Origin of the sequence: Desulfatiglans sp., from assembly GCA_012513605.1 — a bacterium.
Classification (GTDB): Bacteria; Desulfobacterota; DSM-4660; order Desulfatiglandales; family HGW-15; genus JAAZBV01.
This window is the reverse complement of record JAAZBV010000034.1, coordinates 16108-31183: the sequence shown is the minus strand read 5'-3', so window position 1 is coordinate 31183 and position 15076 is coordinate 16108. Positions and strand designations below refer to the sequence as shown.

14 protein-coding genes are annotated in these 15076 nt (G+C 44.4%); 6 read left to right on the top strand and 8 right to left on the bottom strand.

From position 1 onward, the window contains the following. The first annotated feature begins 16 nt into the window (after positions 1-16). The 3 genes from GX654_04295 to GX654_04285 are packed head-to-tail and all read left to right on the top strand — an operon-like array spanning position 17 to position 2830. Entirely contained in the window at positions 17-817 is an 801-nt protein-coding gene (locus tag GX654_04295) for an inositol monophosphatase (GenBank protein NLD36070.1), read from the top strand. Between the two features lie 26 nt (positions 818-843). After that, positions 844-2040: an MFS transporter gene (locus GX654_04290; protein ID NLD36069.1), complete on the top strand. Its 1197-nt coding sequence runs from the start codon at positions 844-846 to the stop codon at positions 2038-2040. Between the two features lie 37 nt (positions 2041-2077). Next, on the top strand, positions 2078-2830 hold the full coding sequence (locus tag GX654_04285) for a hypothetical protein (protein NLD36068.1): 753 nt from the start codon (positions 2078-2080) through the stop codon (positions 2828-2830). Positions 2831-3088: 258 nt separating this feature from the next. Here GX654_04285 and GX654_04280 read toward each other — a convergent pair whose 3' ends face one another. Further along, a complete protein-coding gene (locus tag GX654_04280) occupies positions 3089-3283 on the bottom strand; it encodes a hypothetical protein (protein NLD36067.1) in 195 nt (64 codons plus the stop codon). A 634-nt stretch (positions 3284-3917) separates the two neighbouring features. Between GX654_04280 and GX654_04275 the strand changes: the two genes are divergently transcribed. Together GX654_04275 and GX654_04270 are read left to right on the top strand one after the other, a co-directional pair. Further along, on the top strand, positions 3918-4214 hold the full coding sequence (locus tag GX654_04275) for a hypothetical protein (GenBank protein NLD36066.1): 297 nt from the start codon (positions 3918-3920) through the stop codon (positions 4212-4214). A 124-nt stretch (positions 4215-4338) separates the two neighbouring features. After that, the gene (locus tag GX654_04270; protein ID NLD36065.1) at positions 4339-4662 is read left to right on the top strand and encodes a hypothetical protein; all 324 of its coding nucleotides are present in this window, start codon (positions 4339-4341) and stop codon (positions 4660-4662) included. Between the two features lie 35 nt (positions 4663-4697). On the opposite strand, the gene GX654_04265 is transcribed toward GX654_04270, so the two are convergent. The 6 genes from GX654_04265 to GX654_04240 form a co-directional block, all read right to left on the bottom strand. Beyond that, positions 4698-6386, bottom strand: coding sequence for a methyl-accepting chemotaxis protein (locus tag GX654_04265; GenBank protein ID NLD36064.1), 1689 nt, complete (start codon positions 6384-6386; stop codon positions 4698-4700). Between the two features lie 21 nt (positions 6387-6407). Continuing rightward, on the bottom strand, positions 6408-7619 hold the full coding sequence (locus GX654_04260; protein NLD36063.1) for an OprD family porin: 1212 nt from the start codon (positions 7617-7619) through the stop codon (positions 6408-6410). 432 nt (positions 7620-8051) lie between these two features. Next, positions 8052-10655: an FAD-binding protein gene (locus tag GX654_04255; protein ID NLD36062.1), complete on the bottom strand. Its 2604-nt coding sequence runs from the start codon at positions 10653-10655 to the stop codon at positions 8052-8054. Between the two features lie 10 nt (positions 10656-10665). Then, entirely contained in the window at positions 10666-11421 is a 756-nt protein-coding gene (locus tag GX654_04250) for a glucose 1-dehydrogenase (GenBank protein NLD36061.1), read from the bottom strand. A 269-nt stretch (positions 11422-11690) separates the two neighbouring features. After that, positions 11691-12113, bottom strand: a complete 423-nt coding sequence (locus tag GX654_04245; GenBank protein ID NLD36060.1) for a hypothetical protein — start codon at positions 12111-12113, stop codon at positions 11691-11693. Then, entirely contained in the window at positions 12100-12726 is a 627-nt protein-coding gene (locus GX654_04240; protein ID NLD36059.1) for a GTP-binding protein, read from the bottom strand. Before GX654_04240 ends, GX654_04245 begins: the two co-directional genes overlap by 14 nt. 362 nt (positions 12727-13088) lie before the next feature. Between GX654_04240 and GX654_04235 the strand changes: the two genes are divergently transcribed. Next, on the top strand, positions 13089-13322 hold the full coding sequence (locus GX654_04235; protein ID NLD36058.1) for a hypothetical protein: 234 nt from the start codon (positions 13089-13091) through the stop codon (positions 13320-13322). Between the two features lie 101 nt (positions 13323-13423). Here GX654_04235 and GX654_04230 read toward each other — a convergent pair whose 3' ends face one another. Continuing rightward, positions 13424-14338 (bottom strand): hypothetical protein, encoded by a 915-nt coding sequence (locus tag GX654_04230; GenBank protein NLD36057.1) that lies wholly within the window; start codon positions 14336-14338, stop codon positions 13424-13426. Between the last annotated feature and the right edge of the window lie 738 nt (positions 14339-15076).

The following is a 15076-nucleotide window of genomic DNA, read 5'->3' as shown; positions in this document are numbered from 1 at the left end:
TACCTTTTAAAATAAGATGTCTAAATATAAAAGGATTATTCATATGTACAATAAAGAGATGGAAACAGCCCGCTTAGCAGCGCTTGAAGCGGGCAGGATCATAAAGGGTTTTTACGGGAACCTTGAAGAGATCAGAAAAAAGGGTAAGCGAGACCTTGTTACAGAGGCAGACCTTCTGTCAGAAAAGGCGGTTGTTTCAGCAATAACAAAGGCATTCCCTGATGATATGATCATTGCGGAAGAGGGTGGAGAGCAGGGTAAGATATCCGATCGCAAATGGGTTATTGACCCCCTTGACGGCACCACCAATTTTGCCCACTCATTCCCATTTTTTGCCGTATCAATAGGGTTCATGGTCAGTGATGAGGTTGTGGCAGGTGTTGTTTATAACCCGGTCATGGATGAGTTCTTTGAGGCTGAAAAGGGAAAGGGAGCCTTTCTTAATAAAAAATCAATAAATGTATCTGCAACAGCTAATATCAGGGATGCCCTTGTTGCCACCGGGTTCCCCTATGATATTGATAAAAAGAGCGACGAGATTATTGGCCGCCTGAAAAGGATCATTGTGGAGGCACAGGGGTTGAGAAGACCGGGTGCTGCATCCATTGATCTCTGTTATGTGGCTAATGGCAGGCTGGACGGGTTCTGGGAACAGGATTTAAAACCCTGGGACACGGCAGCCGGGAGTATCATACTCACAGAGGCAGGCGGTGAGATAAGTGACTTTAGCGGAAAGGGCTTTAACCCCTGGTTAAAGAGCATACTTGCAACAAACAGCCACATACATAATGATATGCTAAGGTTAATGGGCATATAGAGAGGCAACCTCTAACCTGGATAATCATGGGTAATAGTGGCATGAATTCAACACCGGGCGGGAGACTCTATCTGGATAAAAATCTCCGGATAATATTCGGGGTGACACTCACCTCTGTAATGGGTGTGGCCAGTATTACACCCGCCTTCCCGAAAATAATGCAGGAGCTAAACATATCAGCCCGTTCAGTCGGCCTGCTTATTACAGTCTTTACCATGCCCGGTGTCATACTTACCCCTGTGCTGGGCATACTTGCAGACCATTACGGCAGAAAAAGGGTGCTTATACCATCCCTGTTTCTATTTGGGATTGCAGGCGCAGCCTGCGCCTTTAGCAGGGATTTTAATACAATGCTCTTATTGAGGATGTTTCAGGGGATAGGGGCGGCCTCCCTGGGTTCCATGAATGTCACACTGATAGGCGACATATTTCCAGGCAGGCAAAGGACAAAGGCAATGGGTTATAATGCCAGCGTGCTCAGCATCGGGACTGCCTCTTACCCTGCTATTGGCGGGGCGCTTGCCATGATCGGGTGGAATTGGCCCTTTTTCCTGCCGCTATTTGCCATACCAATGGGGTTTGTCGTTTTATTTTTTCTTAAGACCCCTGTAATCATAAATGATGAGCGGATCATTGACCAGTTTAAAGGGGCCTTAAAAAGCATGATGAACCGACAGGTGCTGGTGCTTTTTACAGCAAGCGTCACACTCTTTCTTATACTCTATGGCACATGTCTCACATATATACCGATACTTATGGCCCGCTCCTTTAATGCATCATCCGCTCAAATAGGTATGATCTTTACCTCCATGTCATTTATCACGGCTGTAATGTCTTCCCAGATCGGTAGAATTACAGAGCGATTTGACGCGCGTGTAATATTCCGGTACTCTTTTCTCCTGTACAGTCTTGCGGTATTATTGATCCCGTTTATGCCCGGCATTTGGTTCATGTTTATACCGATGGCCATATTCGGGATCGGGCATGGTGTTAACATACCATGCATCCAGACACTGCTGGCAGGGCTTGCGCCTGTGGAACACAGGGCAACATTTATGTCCATAAACGGCATGGTGCTTCGCCTGGGTCAGACTTTGGGCCCGCTTATAATGGGGCTTGCATTAACCCTGTGGGGCATCAGGGGGCCATTTTTTGCCGGCGCATTTTTTGGCCTTTTCATGTTCTTTTTCGGACTTATAATGAAAGGGACAAAAAAAGAGTGATTTTACAAATCTATAATGTCATTAAGAGGAGGCTTTCATGAAACTCAAAAAAATATTTACACTCATGTGCATACTCGCCCTGTGCGGCTGTTCGACCCTCTCCAATTTTGGCAGGGCAAGGTTCAGTATAGCTGTTGATTCACTAGCTGCTTCGGGTGCAGACTCAAAAAAGACGTACCTGCTTTTACCAGGTAACCAGGGTGTAACAGAGGCAGACCTTCAGTTCAAGGAGTATGCGGAATATCTTAAGCGCGTGCTTAATAAAAAGGGATATGTGTACACAGAGTCAAAGGATGATGCCGATGTGGCCATATACCTGGCCTATGGAATGGGTGACCCTGAGACGCATCTGTACTCATATGATATGCCTGTCTGGGGCAGGACAGGTTATTACGCATCTAGAACCCGCGTCGCAGAGACCACGACAGATGGCAAGACAAGTTACAGGACATATACAACATACACCCCCTCATATGGCTTTATTGGCTACAATAGCTATATAGACTCTGTAACAACCTATATGAGGTTTGCGGTTATTACGGCCTATGATTACAGTCAGTTTAAAAAGGATGAAACAGAAGTGCAGCTCTGGAAGACAACAGTATCCAGCACCGGCACAACCGATGATTTGAGGCGTATCTTCCCCATGCTGATGGCCGCATCAATCCCGTACCTTGCAACAGACACAGGGCGCAAGGTATATATGACTATGTATGAGACTGATCCTGTTGTGCAGGAGATAAAGCGAGGAACACCATTTAAAAAACCGATTAGCGGAGAACAAAAGTGAAGATACTGGGTGTTTTACAACCCCATTCACCGCTATGTTATGGGAAAATACCCGCTAACAGGAAATGATTGGATTAAATAATTTATTTGGAAAAACAGCCTACCGAGTCGCCTTATCCTGGTGATAGGGGTAGGAAGATCTGGTTGAATACCCAGGGGTCCTCCCCCCTCCGAACCGTGCGGGCGGTTTTCCCGCTCACGGCTCTCCAGTTGGCACTTCACCTGTTACAGGATTGACAGGGTTCTGAAAAGGCTGCGGTTAATGAGAATAACCCCTTCTCTGTAAAGAAAGCATTCGGCCAGCGCTGATGATCACTGCCTCTACTCGACCGTTTCCTCCTTTACGCTTTCTGAGAAGGGCATCCTTGCAGCCCCTTCCGGGTCGGAATCCATAGCTGTTATAGCTGAATTCCTTCTGATATCCTTTTAAGGTTATGTTCCAGGCTCTTTTCATACATCTCGACTGTCTGATTGTCTACTCCTGCGCCACCCTTCAGGTATTCCTGCTTAATGCAGGAATTTCAATTGACATGAAACATTGAACGCCATATAAATTTGCCATTCAAGCGCTATTTCTACTCACAACTTTACACAATTCAATATCTATAACCTGCATCACGTTGAGAGAACCTGGGGTGGCATTGGGTTTATTTTTCTGATCCTGACTTTAGTTTTTCATTAAAAGGAATCACCAAGAAGAGTGGCCGAGTCTGCGTGAAAGAAACAGCCGTTCTTTCCGGAGATGAAGCTATTGTCCATGTCACCTATGAATGTTTTAATGAACATGGCAACATCCAGGTATTTTATGGAATATTAAAAAGTGTTTCCGATGGATCACAGGGCAAAAAAAGGAGGGGTAACCTATGGAAATATTAAGATGCAGGACAAGACTGGCCATTTTGTGGGTAATCAAATCGTTACTCAGTATTGCTTTTTTAATATTGGAATTACTTAAACCTGTAGCAATACAGGAGCTTATGTCAGAAAAACTTTTTGGGAAAGATTACTGTAAATTCAGATTGCACAGGTATTGTAGAGTGGGATGGCGGTTCAAAAGCAGAGATAATTGTCCATAACAGGGGTATGAGATGAGCTCCATTATGATTGGAAGAAGTCCGTTTGGCGCCCCCACTGTTACAGGACGCTGGAAAAGAATATCCAGGATACCCGATCTCAATAACAGGTATGCATGCTGGTCAAATTATGTTTTCGGCACCTATGTCGCCTGCCAGAACGGCTACACAAAAAACATCGAAACAGGACTGATACCCACGGCGTTTTTAAACCGGGCCTCCATATGTTACAACGGTATGGTTGAGATGAACGGAACCGCCACGGTCGCAGGCAGTCAGATGCCCTTTACCTTTGAGGACGGGGAATGGTAAAAAGGTGAACTTGTCTGCACCGGAACCTTAAGAGGAAGTCTTATAGCCGAAGGAGCGCAATAGATAGGAGAGGTTATTTTATGAGCATTATCCTTCCTGTATTAAGATGATTGGCAAGATGCGAATGCGCTATCTGGATGAAAAGGGTAATGAATGCACACCTATCATGGGGTGTTATGGTATTGGAATCGGTCGCTTGATGGCATCTGTTATTGAAGCACGTCACGATAAATTCGGCCCGATCTGGCCACCGTCTATTGCGCCATTTAAAGTACACATTATCACAATCGACCTCAAAGAGGCTGAAAACAATGATGTACATATAACTATTAATATGCCGCACCTATGGCGCTGTCATTATTTGGTTACAGAGAAAGAACCAATATCATCTCTTACATGTTACTGTTTATGGTATTTAATAACCTCATTTTTATTAAAAGAGCCCTGAATTAAACATTCGAGCATATTTTTTATACAGCAGCCCTATGTCTTAAACCTGCCAACTATACTTAATAACCTTTCTACCAGGCCATTCAGTTCCACTGCGCTTTTATTCACGTTAGCACCCACGTTGTTCAAATCATCAACAAGGCTGTTAACATCACCGATATCCTTTGCGATCTCATTTGAGACGGTTGAACTCTGGGCAACGTTCTCATTAACGCTGGTTATACCTTGTGATGCCTGAGAGACATTACCGGCTATCTCCCTTGTGGCGGTTGACTGCTCCTCAACAGCGGTTGCAATCATGGTAACAATCTCATTAACATCATTTATTATCTTTGTTATCTCGCTGATCTCCACAACAGTCCCTGATGTATCATCCTGTATATCCTTTACCAGTGTCTTTATCTCTTCTGTAGCCTCCGCAGTCTGCTTGGCCAGCTCTTTAATCTCGTTTGCGACAACGGCGAAACCCTTTCCTGCTTCACCTGCACGGGCAGCCTCTATAGTTGCGTTAAGCGCAAGCAGGTTAGTCTGGTCTGATATCTCTGTTATAGCCTCTGTAACCTTGCCTATCTTTTTTGCAGACCCTCCAAGCTTATCCACCTTGGCAGTGGCGCTCCCTGCCTGGGTAACAGCCTTTCCTGTAATCCCCCTTGCGTTTTCAGCATTTTTGGCGATCTCGTTTACAGTCGCGCTCATCTCCTCTGCTGATGATGCCACAATGTCAAGGTTGGTTGATGCCTGTTCCATGGAGGCAGCTATGGAAACCATGCTTGAACTCATCTGCTCAGAGGCAGATGCAACAGTCCTTGATTTTGATGAGATGTTGCCTGTGCCCTCTGACATCTCGGAGGATAAACCGGACAGGTCTTTTGATGATACCCCCAGTGTGTTTGTACTCTGTGCAACGTCACTGATAATCCCCTGTAGTTTTCCTATGAATGTGTCAAACCATCTTGCAAGCTCCCCCACCTCATCTTTACTGGATATGTTAAGCCGCCTTGTAAGGTCACCCTCTCCCTCTGCTATGTCCCTCAGACCTGCTATTGCTGCCTTGACAGGTTTTGTGATCCCCCTGCCCAGTATAAAGGCCATCAATAGTCCTATCAATACACCTATAGCGATTATAATAAAAAAGGTAATTATGGTATTTCTGTATGTTGTTCCTGCCTCTATGCTTGACTCCTCTGCAAGCTTCAGGTTGATCTCTGTCAGTTGATTGATGTATTCCCTCATATCCTCGAACTTTTCCATTGCAGGCCCAAGGGTATAATCAATGGCCTCACTCCTGCCCTCGCTTGTGTCAGACCTTCGGCTCTCCACAACCTTCTTCGTAAGCACCTGCCATTCTTTTCTGGCCGCATCATATTTGGGTATAAGCTGTTTTTCCTCATCTGTAGAAGCCAGCCCTTTATAAATATTCCAGCGTTCATCAGACTGCCGCATATTTTCATCATAATCAGCAATAAGTTTCTTGAATGTATCTGATGTCGCATCTGCAAATATCATGGTTCTTTCAGCCACAAGGAGCTGCTGAAGATCCCTGTCTGCCTCAATCAGCTTGTCCAGGGCAGGTAGACTTACAGAAAATATCTCATCAAGATTTTCATATATACTTTTTACATTGAGGTAACCTCTCGCCCCGATAAAGATCATAAAAAAAATCATTACAGCAAAGCCGATTCCAAGCTTTACGCCAATCTTCTGATCACTCAACCATCTCATTTTTCGCTCCTCAAAATTAGGTTATATCTCAAAATCATAGGTCAGTTGTATCCTCAGGTCATTATAGTCTTCACCCCCAATGGATTCATCCTGTCCTATGATCCCGTACCTTGTCCTTATTCCTAACCCTTCAAGAAGACCTTTGAATTTATATGTAAGGGTTATGTCTTTCTCTGTCACATCCGTGCTCGCATTTCTGCCGCTGTCCGGTGTGTCCATGTCAGCATAAACAATCTTTGAGGTAAGCCCAGGTATGCCCACCTCAGCAAAGTCATAAGCCAGGGTTGCCATCCATCCCTTGCCTTCTGCCTGATAAAGGTCATTTACTATAGCTGACACCATAAAATCATGACCCCAGGGATAGAAGATATCATTATCTCCTATATCTGACACCGCAAGGCTGAATGATAACCCGTGCTTTTTAATACCTGCCTCAAGGCCATACATATAAGTATCTACCATACCACCTAAACTATCACCTGTATCATCCTGCTTCAGATATTGCCCTGCTAAATGCCATGCAAGGCCCTTATAAGTTTCACCTGAGTAGATCGCCTTCATATAAATGTTATTGATAAAATCTTCTGCATGAAAGTTCCATGCCTGGATCTCAAGGTCACTAATACCTTTGTAGGTCAGGCCAAATGCAGCCACATGTTTGTCAGCAGGTATATCCGCATATTCGGTCATGCTCACAAAAGACTCGGATGCCTTGCCTCTCATCCTTGTGATATAGGAGAAGAGGAGTTCAAGGACATTAATGCTGTTGTTGGTGATTGTATATGCGTTTGTGGATTGGGGGGTAAGCCTGTTATCGTCCGTGTTTACCCATGGGAGTTCAAGCTCCTGCCTTCCAAGTTTAAGGGTTGTATCAGAAAATGCTGCCTTGATATAAGCCTCTCCCAGAACAGTAAAGTTTTCATGATCGCCATTCGCCCCCCTGTCCAGCAGACCATATACATCCTTGTCATCATCATTAAGCCCCATACCCTGGCCAGTATAAAAAGCAAGGCCAAGGCTTATGCCATAAAGCTCCCCTGAGTTATAATAAACCATACCTCCTGTCGCGATATCCTCCCGTGTGTTTCTTGTGTCATAATCTCTTTGAAAAAAGTATGTTCTGAACTGGCCACTGGCCTTTCCCTCTTTAAGGGCGCTTTTCAGATCTTCAGCGGCAAAGAGGTTTGAGGATAGGGATAAAATAATTACGACCAGGATAGATTTAAGAAACATAAATACCTCCTTTCACGATTCACACACAGGTAAAAAAATCTTGAAAAAACTTGCCACGCTGATTTTAAAAAATAATTATAGGATCTTTAATTATTCACTCCACCTGTCGCTATCTTAAGATACTGGTCTGAGCAAGGCTTGAATTGTATTTTGCATATAATATGCCAGCAGATGGCACATTTTTTATCACATAATATCAAATAGTTATCTGTCTTTAGACACAAAACAGATAGTGACATCCCTTTGTTTTTGACAGTTTACCGGATTCATGACAGCCTGATCCTCTTGCTCACAGCCGGATTAAATAGAGTACAGAGGAGGGGAAACAGAAAAACCGCAGGGTCGAACCTGTCAAACAGTAAAAAGAAGTTACATCAGGGAGATAATTCTGGATACCTTTTATCTCCATGTAAAAATGTTAAGCGGCCTTATCTACTCAACCATCAACTGTGCAACAAGCTCGGTAATATCAATAACCTTGATATTCCTGCGCTTTTCCTTTGGTATGGCCCTTGCCCCCTTTGTAAGGTTATCCTTGCAGGCAGCACAACCTGTGATAATAAGCTCAGCGTTCACATCAAGGGCATCCCTTACCCTTACTGTTGCAACATCCTTTGCAAGATTATGGTCATTTGCCATGATAAGCCCTCCACCACCGCAGCAACGTGATAGGAGCCTGTTTCTCTCCATCTCAACAAAATTAACATCGGGGATACTGTTGATTATGTTCCGTGGCTCATCAAATATCTTAAAAGACCTCCCGAGGTCGCACGGGTCATGGTATGTTATCCTCTTTGTAAAACCCTCTTTGAGTTTTATTCTCTTCTCCCTTATCAGTTTTTCAAGGTAGTGGACAGAGTGGTATACCTCCAGATCAAAGTCACTACTTTTCGCATATAGTTTTTTAAATGCCTTGTAACATCCTGCACATGGCGTCACCAGCTCCTTTACCCCTGTCTTTTTTATTCTCTGGATCATCTTCTGCATATGGGCATTGAAGTCACCAGCCGCCCCCATCAGATAAAGGGGAAGGCCGCAGCACCCCTCGTTTTCACCAAGCACTGTGTAATCAACCTTTGCTGCATCAAGGGGCTTCAAAAGGCTGGGCACCATCTCTGTATCAGAATAGCTTGGCACACACCCCATAAAGAGGAGTGTCTCTGCTGTTTCTTTTAACGCACCCCCTTCTGCTATCTCAAGAAGCGCAGGGGGATATACCTCTATCCTCTCCTCTTTCGGGCTGCCGTAAACATTCTCGTTTGAGAAGATATTTTTTCTTAGAGCAATAACAGCTTCTGACCCAAAGCCCTCCCTGAACAATTTTTCCCTTGCGCCCTGTACAATGTCATCCACCTTAATGAGGGCCGGGCAGTAATAGGTACATGTCTGGCACGTGGCACAGGTATAAAATGCCTCTGCCATCTCCTTTGATGGCTTTTCCTCCCCTGTCATAAGATAATAGGCCAGCGTGTTGCGGCCCCTGGCGTTTCTTGACTCTCTGTGTGTAACGTTAAAGGTGGGGCACCCCATACGGCAGTAACCGCACTGAATACAACCCAGGAGCTCATTATCAGTATCAGAGCCATAGGAATCTACAGCATCAGGGTTTTCCATGAACTGCTTATATGCAAAATGGTCAAAGATACCCGGTATTGCGCCATCATCAAGGTTCATCTTGCCTGGATTCAATATGTTAAGCGGATCAAGCGCCTTTTTAATACTCCGCATTACATTAAGCCCCTCGCCCAGTTGCCTTTCTATGTGGGGGGCCCGCGCAAGACCAGTGCCATGCTCGGCAGTGATTGTACCGCCTGCCTCCAGCACTGCATTAAAAAGCTCTTCAGATGCACCCTTAACCCTGTTCCAGTCATCCCTGCTTCTTACATCCGCCACAAAGGTGGTGTGGATATTTCCATCACCCACATGGCCGAATGATGTAATAAGTATCTCGTACTTCTTTGATATTGCCTGTGCCTTTTTAATTGTTTCAGGGATACGCGTGGATGGTACGCCAAGGTCTTCTGTAATGGAGATCATACGGTTTCCCGGTTTGATACGCGACAGAGTAGGCACCAGCCCGCCCCTTGCCTTCATCATCTCTTCCCTTTTTACGGGGTCATCACTCCATGTGAATTCCATACCATCATGGCCCTTGCATATCTCTTCCATACGGGCCATATCCCTTTTAACCACAGGCTCAGCACCATCCGCCTCCATAAGCAGCATTGCCTCTATTTTGCTGGTATCCCTGCCAAGCGCCTTTTCTACAGCCTTGAGTGCAAAGTTGTCCATGATCTCGCATGCGGCAAGTTTTATCCCTGATGTGGAGATCTCAGTAACCGCCTCAACAGCAGCATTGATACTGCCGAATATGGCCATTGCAAGTGCGCTGTATTCAGGCTTTGGCATTATTTTAACTGTTATCTCGGTGATGATTCCCAGGGTTCCTTCAGCCGCAGAAAAGAGGTGGGTAAGGTCATAGCCAAGTGATGACTTGGGGGCGATCGTGCCTGTCTCTATAATCCTGCCATCAGCGAGTACCACCTTTAAGCCCTTTATATAGTCGCGGGTGGTGCCATATTTAACCGCCCTGTGACCGCTCGCGTTAGTAGATACCATGCCTCCTATGGTTGCAATAACCTCGCTTCCCGGGTTTGGAGGGAACATGAGATTATCCTCTGCAAGCACCTTATTCAGGTTATCACATATTACACCTGTCTCAACGCGTGCGTAAAAATCCTTCTTGTTGATCTCGATGATATTATTCATGAGGTGGAGATCAAGGATCAGCCCGCCCTTTATGGCAAGCACTGCCCCTGTAACGCTTGTGCCTGTGCCCCTTGGCACAACAGGTATCTTATGTTCCGAGGCAAGTTTCATGATTGCAGAGACCTGCTCTGTGGTAGATGGAAACACAATGGCATCAGGGATACCCTGATGCACAGACATGTCGCGTGAATAGCAAAGACACTCTACGCGGTCAGTGAAGATATTTTTATCGCCGACTATTTTTATTATTTCATCTATATATTCCATTTAAAACTCCTTATACTGTACTAACCCCACCGTCAATCACTAATCCTGTACCAGTTACAAACCCTGCTATATCAGAGCAGAGCCACATAACCGCCCCTGCGACCTCTTCCGGCCTTGCCATTCTTTTCATAGGGTTTGAATCTGTATACTTCTGTCTAAATTCCGGCGGCGCTTCTGCCATACCCGGTGTATCAACCGCAGCAGGGCATACCGCATTGATGCGGATACCCTTGTCTGCAAATTCATATGCCGCGGTCTTTGTCAGCCCCATAATCCCATGCTTTGATGCCACATAGGCGTATGACCCAGGTTCACCTAATAGGCCAGACATGGAGGCTATATTAACAATAACCCCGCATCCACGCTCCAGCATGACTTTCGTTTCGTATTTCATACAGAGAAACACACCCTTGAGATTTACTGAAATTATCCTGTCCCAGAGGTCTTCATCTGCATCAGGCAGAAACTCAACATCTGGGTTATGAATTCCTGTATTGTTAACAGCATAATCCAGATGACCATAATCTTTAACAACATTTTCTATGAGATTCTTAACATCCTCAGATTTCGAGACATCACAGTGCCTGAATACCGCTTTGCCACCCTTTGCGGTAATGAGGTTGACTGTTTCATCTGCTAACTTTTGTGAGATATCGGCTACTATTACATGAGCCCCATGTTCACCAAATGCAATGGCTATAGCCCTTCCAATGCCTGACCCGGCCCCAGTTACAAGGGCAATCTTATTATTCATATTAAAGTTCATATCTTTTCCTATAATAGCCTTTCACCAGATCACACGCGTCGGTTTTCGTAGGGGCAGGTTTTATACCTTACAGGAATATATGTAGAGACAAGGCATGCCTTGTCTCTTCTATGGGTATAGACCCCCACCCTTATACGTAAAAACATATCGTATTTCTCACCAAATAAATAGCATTCAGTATATTAACTCCTTAACTTTGCGCCTATGCGCCTGGCCGGGAATGACGCAAATATTGATGCTACAGTATTTAAGCCACTGGTAATAACCCCTCATGTTATTACCAATCCTTCCATTAAAGACTTAACCCGTTTCTCCAAATCCGTCTTCTCAATCTCAAAAACAATCGCCACCAGGCTTACATGAAAATTTTTTATGGGCAGCTCTTTTATATCAACCTCTCCTGCTGTTGCAGAGATCCTGCATACAGGGCTGTTAGCACTTACAATCGCCTTTATATGACCTGTTATGCCACCCTCCTCTTCTACCCATCTGTCAAGCGCACCTGTCTCAAAGGCAAGCCTCTCTTTTATCTCTTCAATCTCTCCTGTTACATGCCTGTTTGCGGAGCAGACAAGGGCCTTATCATGAAAATCTGTGGAGATCCCATCCGGTGGATAGATGCCCTGTTCAGCGCCTCTGTGTGAATCTTCATGCTGCCGGACTCCGCTAAGTATATTTTTAATTAACTCCATACAGCCCTTTTACCTCAACTACCAGCCTTTCCCACAGGTGATCCGGCAACACATCCTTTGCGTTTGTAGATATGATCTCAACCCCGCTGTTATAACTCGCGATGCTTTTCTTAACCTCTTCCAGCTCATCATCAGTTACAAGATCAGCCTTGTTCAAGAGCACCTTTGAACTCTCTTCCAACTGACCGGAAACAAATGTCTCCATTGCCCTTGCAAGCCTTTTCCATCTCTTTGCATCCGCTACAGTCAATATGTAGGAAGGAATCTCAAGCCTTTTTGAAATGATGTTTTTTATGCTGCCTGGGTGTGCTATGCCTGTTGCCTCTATGATCAGCCATTCAGGGCCGAGGTTTTCCTCTATGTTTCTTATGCTGTAAATAAGGTCGCCTGCGAGTGAGCAGCATGCGCAGCCGGAAAAGAGGTTATTTACAGAAAATCCCTCATTGGCGATCACCTTGTCATCGACGCCCACTTCACCCACTTCGTTTTCTATAATAGCAACCTTTATCTGATTTTTGGTCGCCTGCTCCATATTAACAAGGTACCTGGCAAACTGTAGTAAAACAGTCGTCTTGCCTGAACCTAAGAATCCTCCCAGAATAATTATTTTCAAAATTAGCCTCTATCTTCTATACAAATAATTGATCAGTTACATATTCATTGGCATAAAGACTGTAACATTTTTTCACCACGGAGAGCACGGAGAGCACGGAGAACACGGAATAAAACTTAAAAGAAAAATCTCCGCAACCATCATTTCCCCCCTATCTCGCCATAGCTTTATATGAAAGCGGCCGTGGTTATCAAAGTGTATATCATACGTTACCAAATTTATGCCAAAAAATAATTAGATACGACACCCGGTAAAATTAAGGTGATTTTTTTAACCTCACATTTTAAAGAATCACTGTCTTTGATGTTTTAAATATCAAGTGATAAAATGAGCAAAAATAAAAGACTAACAGAGGTTACTATATGTTTTTACGACTAAATATTTTGGCTGACAAAGAAAAACTGATACAGCGGTCATCTAAAAAAGCAGGTAAGTCTGTAAATGCCTTCATAAATGAAGCTATCGATGAAAAGCTGGGGCTTACCAAAAACACAGAACAATTGATCCGTGAAATGGCAGGTTACCTCTCACATGAAGAGGCGGAGGGATTAAGAGTGGCAGCAAATCAGATTAATGAAATAAATATGGGTGATTAGCCTTGAAAATAGTCATCTAAACCTGACTAAACACCCCACCCATTCCAATAAGGAGGTAATCATGGCGGATGCACATCCGCAATGATTACCTCCTTGTCTTATTATTTCCCTTCCACCTTTGGCTTGTCATTATTCAAAGGTATGCTTTTAGGCATTGGCATCTGCATACCTCCGGGAGGTGAAACGCTCAGGGTATGCACATACCGCATCTTGCCATCCACAAGCCTGAAGGTGTGGGAATCAGGCATGCCTGTGAGAGCATCCCCGAAACGGCAAAAGATGTTAACCACCCCAAGCTCCTCATCCACAAGATAGCTCCTTCCGACAATAGGCACATTGTCAGGTATACCTATATCGCAGCCCGGCTCCTCTTTTGGTGCAGGCATGCCCGGAAAGGGTTCAAGGGTGTATGCCCCGCCCTCAAGTCTGGCGCATGGTTTGCCCCAGGGCACAATAACACTCTTGTCAAAAAAGATATCCAGATATGAATTGCCCGCCTGTATCAAAAAACTCCTGCTGCTGCGTTTTTCCGGGGGCAGTACGCTCCAGTCTTCTATTTTGGAATATTTCAGGTATTTTTCTGCATCGAAAAGCCAGTCATCCTTGTCTGTCACAAGTGAATCGATCTCTGATATCTTCCCATATTCAACAGTGAGCCTTGTCCCTATTACATATGGGTGGCCGCCTTCAGTAACAATTACCTCGGTAAATGACTTGCAGATATCCGGGTCAAGATAGCTGCGGCTGAATGCAATGGGAAGGGCGGTATGCCATAAACCCTTTTCCTTTGCAATGGGCTCCATGTTTTCCATATACTTAACACTGGTCGCCAGCGCCATCTTTGTGATATCCCCGGACGACTGGGTAGCCAGATAGCTGTCAACTGCTGCCTGAAGCATTGCACGATTGCAGCATGCCTTTACCTCTACCTTTGAATCCTGTGCTGTAGCGCTGCCAGCCATAATAATGGACACAACAAAAAGCATTAAAATAAAATAAATACTAAGACGTTTCATAATCCCCCCTCTTTATTATAAGTTGATAAGATATCATCAAGGCATTTTAATGCCTGTGTGACCGGAAACGTTGTAATGTTCTTAAAACATGGTGAAGATATGCCAACAATATGTAAAAATCAACTCAAACACTTCAAAACCTCAAAAAGGAAGGATTTTTAAGGTTTTGAGATGCAGAAATGCTTCTTGTTTGGCTTCTCATAAGAATTTGTGAGCAAAGATAAGGGTTAAACAGCACCGAGATATTCACAGCATCACAGGAGGGCAGTATAAATGTGATTAATATTTCGCCCCGATGGGGCTGATAATAATGGCAAACATATAGTTCTATTAATATACCGCACCTATGGCGCTTTTATTGTTTGCCCATAGAGATTAAAGCCTGGGTTTCACACCAGGTATCTATTATGTAGAGACGGGTTATTGTCCCGCCATAGCCCATTGGCGACAAGTTAGCAAAAATATCGTACCGAAAACATATTACTTGGTAGGGGATATAAGATAAAGATCCATGAGAAAAACATCTATTCATAATTCAAGACGAAAAATCATTTCTCACACAAAGTCACAAAGCTCACAAAGTTAAGAAAAAAAATATTATGTTAAAAAGCATTTGATTTTCTTAGTGTTCTTTGCACCTCTGCGTGAGATATTGCTTTAGGATTTTGCTTTTCGCCTTAGCTTGACGACAATGCGCCATATCCATACTGCGGCGGCGGATAGAACCCGTCTCTGCAA